A 17,743-nucleotide genomic window follows, 5' to 3' on the forward strand; every position below is an offset into this window, starting at 1 on the left:
AGCCGTGCGAAAAGTATGGGTGGCCGGTGGGGTCGCGGCTGGGCTCGGGCTCAGCTTTGTGATGCTGCTCGTCGTCGGGGTCTACCTCGTCGCCGGGAACCTCGCGAACGGGGCCGGCGGCGGGAGCGTCGCGCTCGCCAAGGGCGCGGTGCCGACGGCGTACTCGGCGCTCGTGCAGAAGTGGGGCAACCTCTGCCCCGCCCTCAACCCCGCGCTGCTCGCCGCCCAGCTGTACCAGGAGAGCGGGTTCAACCCGAACGCGAAGAGTCCGGCGAAGGCCGAGGGGATAGCGCAGTTCATCCCCGGGACCTGGGCCACGCACGGGATTGACGGCAACGGCGACGGCGTACGCGACGTATGGGATCCGAATGACGCGATTCCGTCGGCCGCGACGTACGACTGCGAGCTCGCCTCGTACGTGAAGGACGTGCCGGGGAACCAGACCGCGAACATGCTCGCCTCGTACAACGCGGGGGCGTACGCGGTCATCAAGTACGGGGGCGTGCCGCCGTACTCCGAGACCAAGAACTACGTGAAGACGATCACGACGCTCTCGCAGAGTTTCGCCGCGCCCGTCAGCCGGGTCGATCCCTCCGAGCAGGCCGCGACCGCCATCACCTACGCCCAGACCAAGCTCGGCACGCCGTATCTGTGGGGCGGGAACGGTACCGCCGACCAGGACGGGCGCTTCGACTGCTCGGGGCTGACCAAGGCCGCGTTCGCCCAGGCGGGGATCACGCTGCCGCGCGTCGCGAACGACCAGTACAACGCGGGACCGCATCCGCAGCGGGCCGAATTGCTTCCGGGAGATCTGGTGTTCTTCTCGGACGACCTCACCAATTCCCGGGCCATCCGGCATGTGGGGATTTATGTCGGCGGCGGGTACATGATCGACGCGCCCCGGACGGGTGCTGTGATCCGGTTCGACCCCATTGACACCCCCGATTACTTCGGCGCCACCCGGGTCACCGAAGATGGCGCGAAAGCGCTCCCCACGACGGTGTGAACCGAGCGTGAACCCACCCCCTGAGCTGCGGCGATGAGTCTCTCTTCGATAACGTCTGAGTGATCATTCGGTGGAGGGTGGAACGTATTAAGCGGGACCGTGCGTTCCTGTTCAGTAATGCGCACGAGAGGTGCGCCCGGAACTACGACGAAGGAGCCGCAGCACCATGGCTGTACTCGCCGAATCCGGGTCGAATCCCGACGTCGATCTGCTCTACGACATCAATGGGCTCGCCAAGGACGCACCGCACTGGTTCGACCGGGGCATGGAGTTCGTCGGGGAGTACGGGTTGCTCGTCGCGATGGTGCTGCTCGTGGTGGGGTGCTGGTGGTCCGTGCGGCGGCGTGGGGGCGAGGACGCCGCGGGCTCCGTGGCCGGGCTTGTGTGGGCGCCGCTCGCCGCGTCGCTTGCCGTCCTCGTGAACGTGCCCATACGCGGGTTCGTGGAGCGGCCCCGGCCGTTCCTCGACCACACCGGGCTCGATGTGCTGATCTCCGGCAAGACCGACTACTCGTTCGTGAGCGATCACGCGACCATCACCATGGCGATGGGGGTCGCGCTGTTCGTCGCGGACCGGCGGTTCGGGGTGGTCGGGATCGGGCTGGCGCTGCTCGAAGGGTTCTGCCGGGTCTACATGGGCGTGCACTATCCGACCGACGTGATCGGTGGGTTCGCGCTGGGTACGGCTGTCGCTCTGCTTCTGTCGCCGGTTGCCATGGCTCTGCTCACGCCGGTGCTCAAGGCGGTTGAGGGGTCGGCGTGGGGTGGGTGGGTTGTTCGGTCGGCCGGTGCGCGGGGAGTGGGGCGGGATGCCTTGATTCCGGGGGCGCGTAGTGAGTCGTCCGGTACGGAGGAGCGGGACCTCGCTGCGTAAGGCTCCGCCTGGAGGTCGGTGCTTTGTCTGCGCGTGCGTTGTGGCTGGTCGCGCAGTTCCCCGCGCCCCTGGGGGTTGGGGTGGGGCGGGGTGACGGGGTGTGGGTGGCTTGTCGCGCCTGCGCGGCGGAGCCGCAGATGGATACAGCCCCGCGCCCCTGGGGGTGTTGCCGGACCGTGGGTGACTGCCTTCGGCCTGGCTGGTCGCGCCCGTGCGGCGGAGCCGCAAATCGATACAGTCCCGCGCCCCTGGGGGTTGGGGTGGGGCGGGGTGACGGGGTGCGGGTGGCTGGTCGCGCCTGCGCGGCGGAGCCGCAGTTGGATACAGTCCCGCGCCCCTGGGGGTGTTGCTGGACCGTGGGTGACTGCCTTCGGCCTGGCTGGTCGCGCCTGCGCGGCGGAGCCGCAAATCGATACAGTCCCGCGCCCCTGGGGGTTGGGGTGGGGCGGGGTGACGGGGTGTGGGTGGCTTGTCGCGCCCGTGCGGCGGAGCCGCAGTTGGATACAGTCCCGCGCCCCTGGGGGTGTTGCTGGACCGTGGGTGACTGCCTTCGGCCTGGCTGGTCGCGCCTGCGCGGCGGAGCCGCAAATCGATACAGTCCCGCGCCCCTGGGGGTTGGGGTGGGGCGGGGTGACGGGGTGTGGGTGGCTTGTCGCGCCCGTGCGGCGGAGCCGCAGATGGATATAGCCCCGCGCCCCTTAGGGCATTGCGCAACCGGCGCTGACTAGAGCCCCTGGGGATACGTGAAGAAGTGACTCGGGTCGTACTGCTTCTTCAGGGTGGCCAGGCGGGTTGACGCGTCGCCGTAGTACGCCTTGCGCCAGTTGGTGAGGGTGGGGTCGGTGTAGTTCTGGTAGGCCGCGCCGGAGGCGTAGGGCTTCATGGCGTTGTGGAAGGACGTCAGCCAGGACTGGGCCGATGTGCCGGCCGTGCCGGAGGGCCAGGAGACTATGTACTGGGCCAGGATGCGGGAGCGGCGGTGGACGAAGGCCGTCGCCGTGGGGGAGACGCGGTTGACCGCGCCGCCGAGGGCCGTCAGGGCGATGTCGCCGGAGTTGCCGCGGACCGCCTTCATCTGGTTGAGCATCGTCTGGATGCCCGTGGCCGAGATCGAGCGGTCGAAGAAGTCGGAGCGGCCCACGTAGGTCTCCCGCGCCAGCGCGCCCTGCGGGGAGCGGCCCGGGGTCGAGCCGGGGAGGTGGCACTGGGCGTCCGTCGAGAAGGACGTGCAGCCCGCGTACGCCTCCATCGACTCCTCGTACGTGTGCCGCTTCAGCGAGACGCTCGACGCGTTGCCGCCGACCAGGTGGGCCAGCTTGTCGACCGCGTTCTGGAGTTCGTTGTAGGTGCCGAGGGAGAAGGCCGCGACGGAGACGCGCGGGGTGCCGCCCGGTGTGTTCGTGAGGTGGCAGGACGACCAGATCTCGTCGGGCTGGTCCGGGCCCCACTCCTGCCAGGCCTTGACCACGGCCGCCGCCATCGACGACGGCCAGGTCAGGTAGCCCGATACGGCCTGGGGCGCGGGGTGGGTCTTGAACTGCAGCTCCGTCACCACGCCGAAGTTGCCGTTGCCCGCGCCGCGCAGCGCCCAGAACAGGTCTTTGTTCTCAGTGGAGTTGGCGACCAGCTGCTTGCCGTCCGCCGTGATCAGCGTGGCCTGCGTGAGGCTGTCGCAGGTCAGGCCGTACGCCCGGGAGACCACGCCGTGGCCGCCGCCCAGGGTGAGGCCGGAGACGCCGACCGTGGGGCAGGAACCGGCGGGGATGGTCACGCCCTTCGCGGCGAGGCCCCGGTACACGTCGATCAGCTTGGCGCCGGCGCCGACGACCGCGGAGGAACCGCTCGCCCGGATCTTGTTCAGCTTCGACACGTCGACGATGAGGCGGCCGTCGCCGGAGGAGTAGCCGGCGTAGGAGTGGCCGCCGTTGCGGATCGCGACGCGGATGTTGTGGGCGCGGGCGTAGGAGAGGACCGAGCGGATGTCGTCGGGGTTCGCGACGTACGCCACCGCGGCCGGCTTCAGGGAGTCGAAGCGGGTGTTGTAGAGCTGGTGGGCCGTCTTCCAGGAGGCGTCACCGGGGCGGACCAGGGTGCCGTCCAGCTCACGGGCCAGGGCGGCCCAGTTGGCCGCGGCGGCTGCGGTGGTGGTGCGCAGGCCGGTCGTGCCCGTCGAGCTGGAGGCGTTGCTCGCCGTGGCGGTCGGGTCACCGCCGCCGGTGTTCTTGCCGTTGCACGCGGTGGTCGCGACCGCCGCTATCGCGGCCACGCCGCCGCCTATGAACGAACGCCGTTCCATTTCGCCTCCTGTGGGGTTCCGTCAAGTGAGATACGGGCCGGACCCCACAAGTTCTCGTGCGCATGTCACAGGTTCGGAACAGGCGGATGCCCCGCGGCATCCGTCCTGGCCTGGCTTCTCGCCCGTCTCGCCGGACCCCGCCAGCCGCAGACGCAGCGGGCGAAGCAGAAGGGGCCCTGCTCGACCGTCGTCGTGCTGTGTTCGGGATGTGCGGGGGGAGCCTGCCGTTCGTCCTGCTGCGCCACATCGACCAAGGTACCGAGCCCGGGTAAAGCGCTCGTATGGCGGTCGCGCGACGGTCATAGGGCGGTTGTACGGCCGCCACAGCGCGTGACGGGCCCATCCACCCGTCGTTAAGCGGAACGACGCGGAACGACAGGGCCCGTGACGACGTACGGGGGTACGGCAGGCTATGGAGCGGCAGCAGAGGCGCGCGGGCGGAGCGGTCGTCGCGGCGGGACTCATGGTCGGGGTCTGCGTCGGCACCGGTGGATGCGGTGCCGGGGACGGGGTGGCGACCGCGGACGCGCGCGGCGCCGGGGACGCGGTCACGGTGGTGCGGCGCGCGGCCGACTCCCTTGCGGCGGCGGGGAGTTCACAGGCTCGTACGTCCATGGAGATGGCCACCGGCGGCACCCGCGTGACCATCCGCGGCGAGGGCGTCTACGACTTCCGCCGCCAGCTCGGCCGGCTGAAGGTGCAGTTGCCGCAGGACCCGGCGGGCGCCAGCGAGCACCGGCCGATCACCGAACTCCTCGCGCCGGGCGCCCTGTTCATGAAGAACCGGGGTGCCGGGGTGCCCGCCGACAAATGGGTACGGGTCGACACCGGGACGCTGACCGACGGCAACCTCGTGACCGGCGGCGCCACCGACCCGTACGCCGCCGCCGAGTTGCTGCGCGGGACGACTGCGGCGACGGATCTGGGGAAGACGGAGGTGGCCGGGGCCTCCGTGCGTCACTATCGGGGGGTCGCCGATCTCGCCGTCGCCGCGCGGAGCGCGTCGGCGGGGAACGAGGCGGCTCTGCGGTCGGCGGCGAAAGGGTTCGCCACCGCCCGTGTGCCCTTCGACGTCTACCTCGACGACCAGGGGCGCGTCCGCAAGCTGGGGCAGCGGTTCAGCTTCGTCAACGGGCAGCGCCACAACCCGGTGGCGGTCACCTCGACGACGTTGCTGTACGACTTCGGGGCCCCCGTGGACGTACGGCTTCCGGCGTCGAAGGACATCTACGCCGGGCAGATCGCCGAGAAGTGACCCGAAACGGTCGGTGTGGGTCGGGGTGAGGACTAGCCCGTCCGTGCCATGCGCGTTGTGTAGACCGCTCCCTACTCTAGGAAGTCGGTGTCGGCAGAGAAGAGGTGATGCACGTGGCTCCGGTCGGCGGTACGGCAGTTCAGGACCACGTGGCCCTCGCCGAGATCGAGCTGTGCGGAGACCTGATCATCGCGGCCTCGGCCGCCGAGGACCGGCTCAGCCTGGAGAGCATCGACGAGGTGCTGAAGGTCGCCGAGGAACGGGACGCCCCCGGCGGGTCCAGGGGCTAGGTGCGGAGGAGTCGGGCGATCGCCTTCGTCGCCTCGTCGACCTTCGCGTCGATCTCCCCGCCGCCCTTGACCGCCGCGTCGGCGACGCAGTGCCGCAGGTGCTCCTCCAGGAGCTGCAGCGCGAACGACTGCAGGGCCTTCGTGGAGGCGGACACCTGGGTGAGTATGTCGATGCAGTAGACGTCCTCGTCGACCATCCGCTGCAGACCGCGGACCTGGCCCTCGATCCGGCGCAGGCGTTTGAGGTGCTCGTCCTTCTGGTGGTGGTAACCGTGCGTCACCGGTTCCTGGGGCGCCTCGTCGACCGGCTCGCGCGTCGGTTCGGAGGGCGCTGCCGCCGCGCCGGCCTCGGTGGTCGTCATCGCGTCCATCGCGTCCTCCAGACATATACCCCTAGTGGGTATATCGTAACGAACTTTGCTGGGTATAGGGCCCTTGGTACGCCCCCGTGCGGATCACTGTGCCTGATGGGCGACACTGGGGGACGGCCCATTAGCCGTGGCCGGATGATGCACTTAGCATCAGCCTGACCGAAACCCATGCTTCCCGAGGACCCCTTGTGCGCTTTCGTCTGACCCCCAGGGAGACGAGCTTCTACGACATGTTCGCCGCGTCCGCGGACAACATCGTCACGGGCTCGAAACTCCTCATGGAACTGCTCGGGGCGGACACCGCCGGCCGGGCCGAGATCGCAGAGCGTATGCGGGCCGCGGAACACGCCGGTGACGATGCCACGCACGCGATCTTCCATCAGCTGAACTCCTCCTTCATCACGCCCTTCGACCGCGAGGACATCTACAACCTCGCTTCCTGCCTCGACGACATCATGGACTTCATGGAGGAGGCCGTCGACCTGGTCGTCCTCTACAACGTGGAGGAACTGCCCAAGGGCGTCGAGCAGCAGATCGAGGTGCTGGCGCGGGCCGCGGAGCTCACCGCTGAGGCCATGCCGAACCTGCGCACGATGGACAACCTCACCGAGTACTGGATCGAGGTCAACCGGCTGGAGAACCAGGCCGACCAGATCCACCGCAAGCTGCTGGCCATGCTCTTCAACGGCAAGTACGAGGCCATCGAGGTGCTGAAGCTCAAGCAGATCGTGGATGTGCTGGAGGAAGCGGCGGACGCGTTCGAGCACGTGGCGAACACGGTGGAGACCATCGCCGTCAAGGAGTCCTGACCTCTCCATGGACACCTTCGCTCTGGTCGTGACCATTCTGGTCGCGCTCTTTTTCACGTACACGAACGGTTTCCACGACTCCGCCAACGCGATTGCCACGTCGGTCTCTACCCGGGCGCTGACTCCGCGCGCGGCGCTCGCCATGGCCGCCGTGATGAATCTCGCCGGTGCTTTTCTCGGTTCCGGGGTCGCCAAGACGGTGAGTGAGGGGCTGATCGAGACGCCCGAGGGGTCGAAGGGGATGGGGATCCTCTTCGCCGCGCTCGTCGGCGCGATCACCTGGAACCTGGTCACCTGGTACTTCGGGCTGCCGTCGTCGTCCTCGCACGCGTTGTTCGGCGGGATGGTGGGGGCCGCGCTCGCGGGCGGTACGCAGGTGTACTGGCACGGGGTCATCGACAAGATCGTCGTCCCGATGTTCGTGTCGCCGGTGGTCGGTCTCATCGGCGGCTATCTGGTGATGACCGCCATCATGTGGATCTTCCGGAAGTCCAACCCGCACAAGGCCAAGCGCGGTTTCCGGATCGCGCAGACCGTCTCCGCGGCGGGGATGGCGCTCGGGCACGGCCTTCAGGACGCGCAGAAGACCATGGGCATCGTGGTGATGGCGCTGGTCATCTCCGGGAACAAGACGTTCGAGGATCCGATCCCGGTGTGGGTGAAGCTCGTCTGCGCGGTGATGCTGTCGCTGGGTACGTACGCGGGCGGCTGGCGCATCATGCGGACGCTGGGCCGGAAGATCATCGAACTCGACCCGCCGCAGGGGTTCGCCGCGGAGACCACGGGCGCGTCGATCATGTTCATCTCGGCGTACATCTTCAAGGCGCCCATCTCCACGACCCATGTCATCACGTCCGCGATCATGGGCGTCGGGGCGACGAAGCGGGTCAAGGCCGTGCGCTGGGGTATCGCCAAGAACATCGTGCTGGGCTGGTTCATCACGATGCCGGCGGCCGCGGTGGTGGCTGCCGCCAGCTTCTGGGTTGTTGATCTGGCGTTCCTGTAGGCCTCCATCACCCTGGTGAATGGCCCGCTCCGGAGTCCGGAGCGGGCCATTCCTGTGAAGGTGCAACCGCTTTCCCCGAAGCCCCGTCCCAGTGCCAGACCGCTGCTAACTTCTGGGGATCAAGCGTTCGAATGGAACGCGTCATACAAGGGTGGGGATCCCCATGTCCAAACTTCGTCGTCACCTCATGTCCGGGGCGGGGGTGGCCTCGGCTCTCACGGGCCTGCTCCTCTACGCGGCCTCTCCCGCGTCGGCCGCGACGCTCACCGTCGACACCGTCGCGTCGGGCTCGTACGTCGACTGGGCCGGATCCGAGTGGTTCCAGAGCTACGGCGACCACTTCGCGGTCTGCGACAACTGGAAGGACGGCGCCGGCGTCATCGGCTACTGGAAGGTCGGCGCCAGCGGCACTGTGCACTCGTTCTACGACGGCGACGGTGCCAACACCTGCGCGTACGAGGACCACAACGTCTCCGAGACCTCGTACGTGTACATCAAGGTCTGTCTCCGGGACGACGGTGTCGTGAAAACGGCTACATGCAGTGGCTGGGAAAGGCAGTACGCCGGTAGCTAGCTCTCTCTGGGAACTGCTCGGCCGGACACGAACGGGCCCGCCCCCGGGAGCCGGGGGCGGGCCCTTTTCGGCCTCGCGGTGGCACCGCCATGCAGCACCGCGAGGGGTTCTTGACGCCGGTGTCTAGCCGAAGCGGCCCGAGATGTAGTCCTCGGTGGCCTGGACCGACGGGTTGGAGAAGATGCGTTCCGTGTCGTCGATCTCGATGAGGCGGCCGGGCTGGCCGACCGCCGCGAGGTTGAAGAAGGCCGTACGGTCCGAGACGCGGGCCGCCTGCTGCATGTTGTGCGTCACGATGACGATCGTGAAGCGCTCCTTCAGCTCGCCGATCAGGTCCTCGATGGCCAGGGTCGAGATGGGGTCGAGCGCCGAGCAGGGCTCGTCCATCAGCAGGACCTTCGGTTCGACCGCGATCGCCCGCGCGATGCACAGGCGCTGCTGCTGGCCGCCCGACAGGCCCGAACCCGGCTTGTTCAGGCGGTCCTTGACCTCGTTCCAGAGGTTCGCGCCCTTGAGGGACTTCTCGACGACGTCCGCCAGCTCGCTCTTCTTGTAGCTGCCGTTCAGCCGCAGGCCCGCCGCCACGTTGTCGAAGATCGACATCGTCGGGAACGGGTTCGGGCGCTGGAAGACCATGCCGATCTCGCGGCGGACCGACACCGGGTCGATGCCGTGGCCGTAGAGGTCCTCGTCGTCCAGGAGGACCTTGCCCTCGACACGGCCGCCGGAGGTGACCTCGTGCATACGGTTGAGCGTGCGCAGGAACGTCGACTTGCCGCAGCCGGAGGGGCCGATGAAGGCCGTCACCGAGCGGGGCTCGACCGTCATCGAGATGTCTTCGATCGCCTTGTGGGAGCCGTAGAAGGCGGTGAGCCCGCTTACGTCGATTCGCTTGGACATGACTGCTTCACTTCCAGAGTTCAGAACGGTCGCTGAGGAGGTCGCGGTCAGCGACCGGTCTTGGGGGCCTTCCAGCGGGCGATGCCGCGGGCCACCAGGTTGAGGATCATCACGAAGGCGATCAGGGTGAGCGAGGCCGCCCAGGCGCGGTCGTAGGCCGCTCCGGCGCCCGCGCTCTGCGCGAACTGCTGGTAGATGTACAGCGGCAGCGACGCCTGCGCCCCGTGGAACGGGTCGTTGTTGATGAACGGGTTGCCGAACACCAGCAGCAGGACGGGCGCGGTCTCACCGGCGATACGGGCGACCGCCAGCATGATGCCGGTGGTGATGCCGCCGATCGCGGTGGGGAGGACGACCTTGAGGATCGTGCGCCACTTCGGGATGCCGAGGGCGAGGGAGGCCTCGCGCAGCTCGTTCGGGACGAGCTTCAGCATCTCCTCGGTGGAGCGGACCACGACCGGCATCATCAGGATGGCCAGGGCGCAGGAACCGGCGAAGCCGAAGGGCTCCATGTCCCACATGAGCATCAGGGACAGGATGAACAGACCCGCGACGATCGACGGGATGCCCGTCATGACGTCGACGAAGAAGGTGACCCACTTGGAGAGGGCGCCGCGTCCGTACTCGACCAGGTAGATCGCGGTGAGCACACCGATCGGGGCGCCGATCAGGGTGGCGAGGCCGACCTGCTCCAGGCTGCCGATGATGGCGTGGTAGATGCCGCCGCCGGGCTCGGAGTCGGCGACCACGCCCATCGAGTGGGTCAGGAAGTAGATGTTCAGGACCTTCACGCCGCGCGAGATCGTCGTCCACAGGAGGGAGACGAGCGGGATGACGGCGAGGATGAAAGCGACCCAGACCAGGCTGGTCGCGATGCGGTCCTTGGCCTGACGGGTGCCCTCGATGCGCGCGGCGATGACGTACGTACCGAGGACGAAGAGGATCGCCGCGATCAGGCCCCACTGGACCTTGCTGTCGAGGCTGCCGACCAGTCCGATGAGGACGGCCAGGACGATCGACCCGCCGGCGATCGCGTACGGCGACCACTTCGGGAGGGTCGCGCCCTGGAGGGTGCTCGCGGGCTTTTCCGCTACGGCTGCGTTGCTCATGCGTTGGCCCCCGAGTACTCCGCGCGGCGGGCGATGATGAGCCGGGCCGCGCCGTTGACCAGCAGGGTGATGACGAACAGGACGAGACCGGAGGCGATGAGCGCGTCCCGGCCGTCCGCCGACGCCTCGCTGAACTTGCTGGCGATGTTCTGGGCGAAGGTTCCGCCGCCCGGGTTGAGCAGGCTGGCGTGGATGATGAAGTCGGGCGAGAGCACGGTGGCGACGGCCATCGTCTCGCCGAGCGCGCGGCCGAGGCCGAGCATCGAGGCGGAGATCACGCCGGAGCGGCCGAAGGGGATCACCGCCATGCGGATGACCTCCCAGCGGGTGGCGCCGAGGGCGAGGGCCGCCTCCTCGATCATCTGCGGGGCCTGCTTGAAGACCTCGCGGCTCACGTTGGTGATGATCGGCAGGATCATGATCGCCAGCAGGATGCCGACGGTGAGCATCGAGCGGGGGGCGCCTTCGTCCCAGGAGAAGATCCCGGTCCAGCCGAAGTAGGAGTTCAGCCACCCGAAGAGCCCGACCATGTGCGGTACGAGGATCAGGGCGCCCCACAGGCCGTACACGATGGACGGTACGGCGGCCAGCAGGTCGATCACGTAGGAGACCGGGCCGCGGAGCTTGCGCGGGGCGTAGTGCGTGGTGAACAGGGCGATGGCGACCGCGACCGGGACCGCGATGACCATGGCGATGATCGAGGACACCACCGTGCCGAACGCCAGGACGGCGATGCCGAACTTCGGCGGCAACAGGTTGGTGTTCCACTCGAAGGTGGTGAGGAAGTTCGCGTGGTCCTTGCTGATCGCGAGGGAGGCGCGATAGGTGAGGAAGACCGCGATCGCGGCCATGATCACCAGCAGCAGGATGCCCGACCCGCGGGAGAGACCGAGGAAGATCCGGTCACCGGGTCGGGTGGCGCCGCGGGCCGCGCGCTTCTGCAGGGCGGCCGAGGGCGCTGGGGTGGGAGGCGGTGCCTCTTCGGGGTTCTTGGTCGATATGTCCATCGGGTTTCTCCGGTCTGCGGGTCCACACGTGCGGTGTGGGGTCCGTGGCGGCGGTGCACCGGACGGTGCGGCCGGGTCCCTGGTCCGGGACCCGGCCGCACACTCGGACTAGCTGATGCTCGCGATGGTGCTGCGAACCTTGGTGATGATCGCGTCGGGGATCGGCGCGTAGTCGATGGTGCTGAGGACCTTCTGGCCCTCCTCGCTGGCGATGTAGGTGAGGAACGCCTTCGTCGCGGGCAGCGTGTCGGCCTTGTTGCCCTTGTCGCAGACGATCTCGTACGTCACCAGGGTGATCGGGTACGCGCCGTCGGCCTTGGTGTTGTAGTTCAGCTTGAGCGACAGGTCGGAGCCGGTGCCGACGACCTTGGCGTCGGCGATGTCCTTGGTGGCGCTGTCGGTGCTGGGCGCGACCGGGGCGGAGGCACCGGTGTCGATGCTGACGGCCTTGACGCCGTCGCCGACGTAGGAGAGCTCGAAGTAGCCGATGGCGCCCGAGGTCGCCTTGACCTGCTGGGCGACGCCCGCGGAGCCGGCCGCGGACTGGCCGCCCTTGGCCTGCCAGGCCTTGCCGCCGGAGTACTTCCAGTTGGCCGCGGTGGTGGCGATCAGGTACTTGGTGAAGTTGTCCGTGGTGCCGGACTCGTCCGAGCGGTGGAACGCCTGGATCTTGAGGTCGGGCAGCGTGGCGGACGGGTTCAGCTTCTTGATCGCCGCGTCGTTCCACTTGGTGATCTTGCTGTCGAAGATCTTCGCGAGCGTCGGGGCGTCCAGGACCAGGTTGTCGACACCCGGGACGTTGTAGCCGAGCGCGATCGGGCCGCCGACCATCGGGAGGTCGATGCCCTGGCCGCCGGAGCAGACCTGCTTGGAGGCGGTGACCTCTTCGGGCTTCAGCGCGGAGTCGGAACCGGCGAAGGCCAGCTGACCCTGGTTGAAGGAGGTGACACCGGCGCCGGAGCCGCCGCCCTTGTAGTTGATCTGGACGCCACAGGCCTGGCTGAACGCCTTCACCCACGCGTCGATCGCGTTCTTCTGCGCGGACGAGCCGTCGGCGAGCAGCTGCTGGCCCTTCTTCGCCGTGCCGCAGTTGGCGGAGCTGGCGTTGGCCGCCGACGAGCTGGTGCTGCTCGAAGAGCCGCCGTTGTCGTCCGAGCCGCACGCCGTGAGGGCCAGGGCGCCGGAGACCGCGAGAGCACCGAGGGTGAGGGCCCGCCGGTTCATGCGCTGAAGCTTCACTTGAAAGAGTTCCTTCCGAGAGCCGCCGTCCTGAATTACGGCGGCGTGCGAAGACGGGGTGACGCGGGTGGCGACCCCCAGGTCGCGGCTCGCATCGCGTAAGGCCGAAATTAGGCAGAACAGGTGAAGGCGCCTATGGGCATAAGTGAACGGAGGGTGAACCCCTGTGGGCGGTGCGGTTAGGTCACGGAACGCTCACGTCGAGGACACGAGGTGATTCCGGACTATGCCAGGTGTGGAGCGGTCCCCGGCGTCTCCTTGAGGGGTCGGTCCCCCGGCCGGGTGAGGGACCTGCCGTGGCCGCCCGTTCGCAACGTAACGCGAGGTGGGCGGTACGGCACGCGCGGGACGGCGGGCGTAATTCGCTGGCCTGGCGGTGTCATGGGCACGTAGGTTCACGGCGTTCCCGGAGGTGAGGCCGTGGCCACGTACGGCACGCTGTTGATTCCCCTGCCGCTCGACCGGGCGGCCCCCGTTCTGCACGAGGTCCGCGTGGCCGCCTACGCGGCGCCCGCCGGGCCGGGATTCTGCCTCGTCCATCCGGACCGGCTCATCGACGGCAACGGTGTTTTCTCGGTCGCCGGGCCGGTCGGCGCCGCGTTGGGCGTTCCGGTGCTGGCCGCCTTCCAGTACGACGGCGAGCGGCTGGAGCTGGAGGTCTGGCGGGACGGAGGCCGTGCCCACCGCTACGACTCCGCGCCGTACGACCGGGACGACAAGCCCGCCGACGGCACCCCCGCGGACGCGGACCCCGCCGCGTTCCTGGACTTCGCCGCCGGACCCGTGGACGGCCACCGGCTGGCCTCCGCGCTCGCGGACACCCCGCTCGACGAGAGGGACATGGACGTCGACGGGGAGCCGGGGTACGTCTGGGCGCAGGGACTGCACTGGGACGTGCTGGCGGCGCTCGGCCACCCGGACCGGGTGATCGGCCGCGCACAGCGGGACCACTGCCACTTCGGGCGCGCGCCGCGGGTGCTCGCGGAGCTGCTGGAGAGCGGGGAACTCGTCGTCCTGGGCACGGCCGGAAGCCGCGACGACACCCCCTAGCCGGGAGGGTCCTCGTCCGTGCCGATGGCCATGAGCGCGAGGGAGATCAGGTCCCGGTCCCGCTCGTAGGTGAGCCGCTCGTGGGCCTCGTCCGGCCTGAGCCAGACGAGCGTGTTGACCTCGTCGTTGGGCGCGAAAGCCCCGCCGGTCGCCTCCGCCGCCCAGTAGCGGACCTCTTTGGGGCGCCCGTGGTGGTCGGTGTAGTGGGCCGACGGGAGCCTCGTCCCCAGCCGGCACGTGTAGCCGGTCTCTTCGAGCACCTCGCGCCGGGCCGCGTCCTCGAAGGTCTCGCCCCGCTTGAGCTTGCCCTTGGGCCACGACCAGTCGTCCCACTTGGGCCGGTGGACCAGCGCCAGTTCGAGGTCTCCGGCGGACCGGTGGCGCCACAGGACGCAGCCCGCTGCCTGGACGATGGTGTCGTGCGTGGAGGAAGTCACTGGTTGTTCACCGTCTCCTCTGCGGGGGTGGTGCGGGGCGTCAGGGCGTGCCCACCGCCTGTTTCTGCCATGACTGCTGGAAGGCGAAGCGGGCCGCCTCCACCTCGTGGCGCTGGTCGGCGTGGAGCACGCCGAGCGCGTACGCGGTCGCCGGGGCGATGCGCGGGGTGCGGGCCGCCGACGCGGCCGCCGCGGCGGCCTCCGAGGCGTCCCGGTGCAGATTGAGGGCCTGGCCGGCCGTCAGCAGGCGTACGTCCATCGGCGCGCCGTCCGTGTGCAGGACCTCACCGGCGTAGCGGTGCAGCCGCAGCAGCAGCCGGACCTGGTGCCAGGGGCCGTCCTGGGGGTGCGGGGCGGGGTCGGGGGAGAGGCCGTGGATGAGGGCCTCCGCGTTGTACGGGTGCCCGGCGGTGACCAGGGGCAGCGCGGTGACCGCGTCGGTGAGGCGCTCCCCGGCGGCGGCGGCCAGCGGGCGCAGGTCGGTGCCGGCCGCGGCCGGGGTCAGCGGGACCTCGCTGGCCAGCACGGCGACCTTGTCGGCGACCGCGTGGAAGCGGGAGGAGCCGAGGGCCTGCAGCGCGGTGGAGTGGGCCCGGGTCCGGGCCAGGGTGAGCTGGCGCTCCAGCAGGGCACCGGCCTTGGCCGCGCCCACGGTGAGGTTGCCGCGCTCGGCGATGACGGTCGGGGACGTGGCCGGTCCGCGGCCGGCAGCTGTGGCGGGTGCCGGGACGCCCCGGCCCGCGCCGGTGATCCGGCCGCCGACCGCCGAGGCCGCCGACTGGGCGGGGAACGCCGTGGAGCCCGACAGCCGGTGCAGGGCCAGCAGCAGCCGCTCCAGGCGGGCCGCGCACGCGTGCTCCAGGGCCAACGTGCCGGACAGCCATGCCAGTTCGGGGCGCATCGCCTCGGACCAGTCGGCGTCCAGCAGTGGGCGGAAGGTGTGCAGGCTGCCGCTGATCCGGCGGGCCGAGTGGCGCAGGGCGCGCGCCGCGTCGACGGAATCCTCCGTACCGTTCTGGCCGCTGCCACTGCCGGTCTCCCGGTGCAGCCGCAGGGCGCGGAGGAACTCCGTGGCCTGGCCGCGCAGGTAGCCCGCGAGGGCGTCACCTGTCACGGCACGGGCCGTGGGATCCGTCGGGTCAAGGTGTTGCTGTGCCACGCCGGCGCCTCCGGGCGTCTATGAGCATCTCCTGGACGTTGCGCAGTGGTTGGCCCTCCGCGTCGGTCGCGTGCCGGGTCCATTCGCCGTCCGGGCCCAGGTGCCAGGAGGAGGTGGTGTCCGACATACCGGTTTCCAGCATCCGGTTGATCGTGGCGCGGTGGGCCGGGTCGGTGACCCTGACGAGGGCCTCGATCCGACGGTCGAGATTGCGGTGCATCATGTCGGCGCTGCCGATCCACACCTCGGGCTCGCCTCCGTTGCCGAAGCCGAAGACGCGGGAGTGTTCGAGGAAGCGGCCGAGGATGGACCGTACGCGGATGTTCTCGGACAGGCCGGGGACGCCGGGCCGGACCGCGCAGATGCCGCGCACCCACACGTCGACCGGGACGCCCGCCTGGGACGCGCGGTAGAGCGAGTCGATGATCGCCTCGTCCACCATCGAGTTGACCTTGATGCGGATGAACGCGGGGCGCCCGGCACGGTGGTGCTGGACCTCCTTGTTGATCCGGGCGATCAGGCCGTCGCGCAGGGACTTGGGGGCGACCAGCAGGCGGCGGTAGGTCTCGCGGCGCGAGTAGCCGGACAGCCGGTTGAAGAGGTCCGAGAGGTCGGCGCCGACCTGCGGGTCCGCCGTCAGCAGCCCGAGGTCCTCGTACAGGCGGGCCGTCTTCGGGTGGTAGTTGCCGGTGCCGACGTGGCTGTAGCGGCGCAGCAGGTCGCCCTCCTGGCGGACCACGAGCGACAGCTTGCAGTGCGTCTTGAGACCGACGAGGCCGTAGACGACGTGGCAGCCCGCCTCCTCCAGCTTGCGCGCCCACTTGATGTTGGCGTGCTCGTCGAAGCGGGCCTTGATCTCGACCAGGACGAGGACCTGCTTGCCGGCCTCGGCCGCCTCTATGAGCGCGTCGACGATCGGGGAGTCGCCCGAGGTGCGGTACAGGGTCTGCTTGATCGCGAGGACGTCGTCGTCGTTCGCCGCCTGCTCCAGGAACCGCTGGACGGACGTGGAGAACGAGTCGTACGGGTGGTGCAGCAGCACGTCCCGGCTGCGCAGGGCGGCGAAGATGTCGGGGGCGGAGGCCGACTCGACCTCGGCGAGGTCGCGGTGGGTGCCCGCGATGAACTTCGGGTACTTCAGCTCGGGCCGGTCCAGCGAGCCGATGCGGAACAGCCCGGTCAGGTCGAGCGGACCCGGCAGCGGGTACACCTCGGCCTCGCTGATCTTCAGCTCGCGCACCAGCAGGTCGAGCACCTCGCGGTCGATGGACTCCTCGACCTCCAGGCGCACCGGCGGCCCGAAGCGGCGCCGCATGAGCTCCTTCTCCAGGGCCTGGAGCAGGTTCTCGGCGTCGTCCTCCTCGACTTCGAGGTCCTCGTTGCGGGTCAGCCGGAACGCGTGGTGCTCCAGGATCTCCATGCCCGGGAAGAGTTCCTCCAGATGGGCGGCGATGACGTCCTCCAGGGGGACGTACCGGCCCGGGGAGGACTCCAGGAAGCGGGAGAGCAGCGGCGGCACCTTCACGCGCGCGAAGTGGCGGTGTCCGGTGACCGGGTTCCGTACGACGACCGCGAGGTTCAGCGAGAGGCCCGAGATGTACGGGAAGGGGTGCGCGGGGTCGACCGCCAGCGGGGTCAGCACCGGGAAGATCTGGTGCCGGAACAGGGTGAAGAGGCGGGCCTGCTCCTTCTCGGTCAGCTCGTTCCAGCGGACCAGGTGGATGCCCTCCTCCGCCAGCGCGGGGGCGATGTCCTCGTGGTAGCAGGCGGCGTGCCGGGCCATGAGCTCGCGCGAGCGGGCCCAGATCATCTCCAGCACCTCGCGCGGCTGCAGGCCGGACGCGGAGCGGGTGGCGACACCGGTGGCGATACGGCGCTTCAGGCCGGCCACCCGGACCATGAAGAACTCGTCCAGGTTGCTGGCGAAGATCGCGAGGAAGTTCGCCCGCTCCAGCAGGGGCGTATTCGGGTCCTCGGCCAGCTCCAGGACCCGCTCGTTGAACGCGAGCCAGCTGCGCTCCCGGTCCAGGAAGCGGCCCTGCGGCAGCTGGGGCCCGTCGTACGGCGACTCCTCGTACTCGTCGAGGTCGGCGTCGATGTCGGGTTCCAGATCGGAGACCGCCGCCGACACGGTGTGCGGGCGGTGGGCGGCTATGGAGCCCACGGAGGGCTGCGCGTGCTGAACCTGGGCCTGGGCGTTGGGCTGGCTGCTCATGTGCCCATTGTTCCGCGCCACCGGCGATACGGGCGCGTCGGACAGCGCCGGAAGGAGCGGGAGGACGGCCCCGTTGCTCCCGTTCACCTCGGGAGGCGGCGAAGGCTCTGGCACGACGGGCTTCATTCGCCGAGCGTCGCAAGCCC

The 17,743-nt window shown here is 69.4% G+C and carries 17 protein-coding genes; 8 read left to right on the top strand and 9 right to left on the bottom strand.

Features of this window, described 5'->3' with window-relative positions; translation table 11 throughout:
- Positions 1 to 61 precede the first annotated feature (61 nt).
- Both OG407_RS27925 and OG407_RS27930 read left to right on the top strand, forming a co-directional pair.
- Complete coding sequence (locus OG407_RS27925; protein ID WP_403592274.1) at positions 62 to 1,006, top strand: NlpC/P60 family protein; 945 nt, start codon at positions 62 to 64, stop codon at positions 1,004 to 1,006.
- Between the two features lie 166 nt (positions 1,007 to 1,172).
- On the top strand, positions 1,173 to 1,880 hold the full coding sequence (locus tag OG407_RS27930) for a phosphatase PAP2 family protein (protein ID WP_405862170.1): 708 nt from the start codon (positions 1,173 to 1,175) through the stop codon (positions 1,878 to 1,880).
- Positions 1,881 to 2,604: 724 nt separating this feature from the next.
- Here OG407_RS27930 and OG407_RS27935 read toward each other — a convergent pair.
- Entirely contained in the window at positions 2,605 to 4,176 is a 1,572-nt protein-coding gene (locus tag OG407_RS27935) for an FAD-binding oxidoreductase (RefSeq protein ID WP_405862172.1), read from the bottom strand.
- A gap of 412 nt (positions 4,177 to 4,588) precedes the next feature.
- On the opposite strand from OG407_RS27935, the gene OG407_RS27940 reads away from it, so the two are divergent.
- On the top strand, positions 4,589 to 5,431 hold the full coding sequence (locus OG407_RS27940; RefSeq protein WP_405862174.1) for a hypothetical protein: 843 nt from the start codon (positions 4,589 to 4,591) through the stop codon (positions 5,429 to 5,431).
- A 107-nt stretch (positions 5,432 to 5,538) separates the two neighbouring features.
- Entirely contained in the window at positions 5,539 to 5,721 is a 183-nt protein-coding gene (locus OG407_RS27945) for a hypothetical protein (RefSeq protein ID WP_365309157.1), read from the top strand.
- Here the strand turns inward: OG407_RS27945 and OG407_RS27950 are convergent.
- The gene (locus tag OG407_RS27950) at positions 5,718 to 6,083 is read right to left on the bottom strand and encodes a metal-sensitive transcriptional regulator (RefSeq protein ID WP_405868643.1); all 366 of its coding nucleotides are present in this window, start codon (positions 6,081 to 6,083) and stop codon (positions 5,718 to 5,720) included. The two genes, OG407_RS27945 and OG407_RS27950, sit on opposite strands and share 4 nt — an antisense overlap.
- 197 nt (positions 6,084 to 6,280) lie before the next feature.
- Between OG407_RS27950 and OG407_RS27955 the strand changes: the two genes are divergently transcribed.
- From OG407_RS27955 to OG407_RS27965, 3 genes are all read left to right on the top strand, one after another.
- Positions 6,281 to 6,901, top strand: coding sequence for a DUF47 domain-containing protein (locus OG407_RS27955; protein ID WP_026151758.1), 621 nt, complete (start codon positions 6,281 to 6,283; stop codon positions 6,899 to 6,901).
- Between the two features lie 7 nt (positions 6,902 to 6,908).
- The gene (locus tag OG407_RS27960; RefSeq protein WP_405862176.1) at positions 6,909 to 7,907 is read left to right on the top strand and encodes an anion permease; all 999 of its coding nucleotides are present in this window, start codon (positions 6,909 to 6,911) and stop codon (positions 7,905 to 7,907) included.
- A 163-nt stretch (positions 7,908 to 8,070) separates the two neighbouring features.
- Positions 8,071 to 8,481, top strand: coding sequence for a hypothetical protein (locus OG407_RS27965; protein ID WP_405862178.1), 411 nt, complete (start codon positions 8,071 to 8,073; stop codon positions 8,479 to 8,481).
- Between the two features lie 123 nt (positions 8,482 to 8,604).
- Here the strand turns inward: OG407_RS27965 and pstB are convergent, their stop codons facing one another.
- The 4 genes from pstB to pstS form a co-directional block, all read right to left on the bottom strand.
- Complete coding sequence (gene pstB, locus OG407_RS27970) at positions 8,605 to 9,381, bottom strand: phosphate ABC transporter ATP-binding protein PstB (RefSeq protein ID WP_328682001.1); 777 nt, start codon at positions 9,379 to 9,381, stop codon at positions 8,605 to 8,607.
- A 47-nt stretch (positions 9,382 to 9,428) separates the two neighbouring features.
- Positions 9,429 to 10,490 (bottom strand): phosphate ABC transporter permease PstA, encoded by a 1,062-nt coding sequence (pstA, locus tag OG407_RS27975; RefSeq protein ID WP_405862181.1) that lies wholly within the window; start codon positions 10,488 to 10,490, stop codon positions 9,429 to 9,431.
- A complete protein-coding gene (gene pstC, locus OG407_RS27980; RefSeq protein ID WP_405862183.1) occupies positions 10,487 to 11,497 on the bottom strand; it encodes a phosphate ABC transporter permease subunit PstC in 1,011 nt (336 codons plus the stop codon). The genes pstA and pstC overlap by 4 nt, the downstream gene beginning before the upstream one ends.
- Before the next feature lie 108 nt (positions 11,498 to 11,605).
- Entirely contained in the window at positions 11,606 to 12,736 is a 1,131-nt protein-coding gene (gene pstS, locus OG407_RS27985; protein ID WP_365309161.1) for a phosphate ABC transporter substrate-binding protein PstS, read from the bottom strand.
- A gap of 420 nt (positions 12,737 to 13,156) precedes the next feature.
- On the opposite strand from pstS, the gene OG407_RS27990 reads away from it, so the two are divergent.
- A complete protein-coding gene (locus tag OG407_RS27990; protein WP_405862185.1) occupies positions 13,157 to 13,786 on the top strand; it encodes a hypothetical protein in 630 nt (209 codons plus the stop codon).
- On the opposite strand, the gene OG407_RS27995 is transcribed toward OG407_RS27990, so the two are convergent.
- From OG407_RS27995 to OG407_RS28005, 3 genes are read right to left on the bottom strand one after another with little or no spacing between them, the layout of a single operon-like run.
- Complete coding sequence (locus tag OG407_RS27995) at positions 13,783 to 14,223, bottom strand: NUDIX hydrolase (RefSeq protein ID WP_405862187.1); 441 nt, start codon at positions 14,221 to 14,223, stop codon at positions 13,783 to 13,785. The two genes, OG407_RS27990 and OG407_RS27995, sit on opposite strands and share 4 nt — an antisense overlap.
- A 40-nt stretch (positions 14,224 to 14,263) precedes the next feature.
- Entirely contained in the window at positions 14,264 to 15,382 is a 1,119-nt protein-coding gene (locus tag OG407_RS28000) for a CHAD domain-containing protein (RefSeq protein WP_405862189.1), read from the bottom strand.
- Positions 15,363 to 17,723, bottom strand: a complete 2,361-nt coding sequence (locus OG407_RS28005) for an RNA degradosome polyphosphate kinase (protein ID WP_405862191.1) — start codon at positions 17,721 to 17,723, stop codon at positions 15,363 to 15,365. Before OG407_RS28005 ends, OG407_RS28000 begins: the two co-directional genes overlap by 20 nt.
- Positions 17,724 to 17,743: the final 20 nt, after the last annotated feature.

The organism is Streptomyces sp. NBC_01515 (assembly GCF_045040345.1).
Lineage (GTDB): Bacteria > Actinomycetota > Actinomycetes > Streptomycetales > Streptomycetaceae > Streptomyces.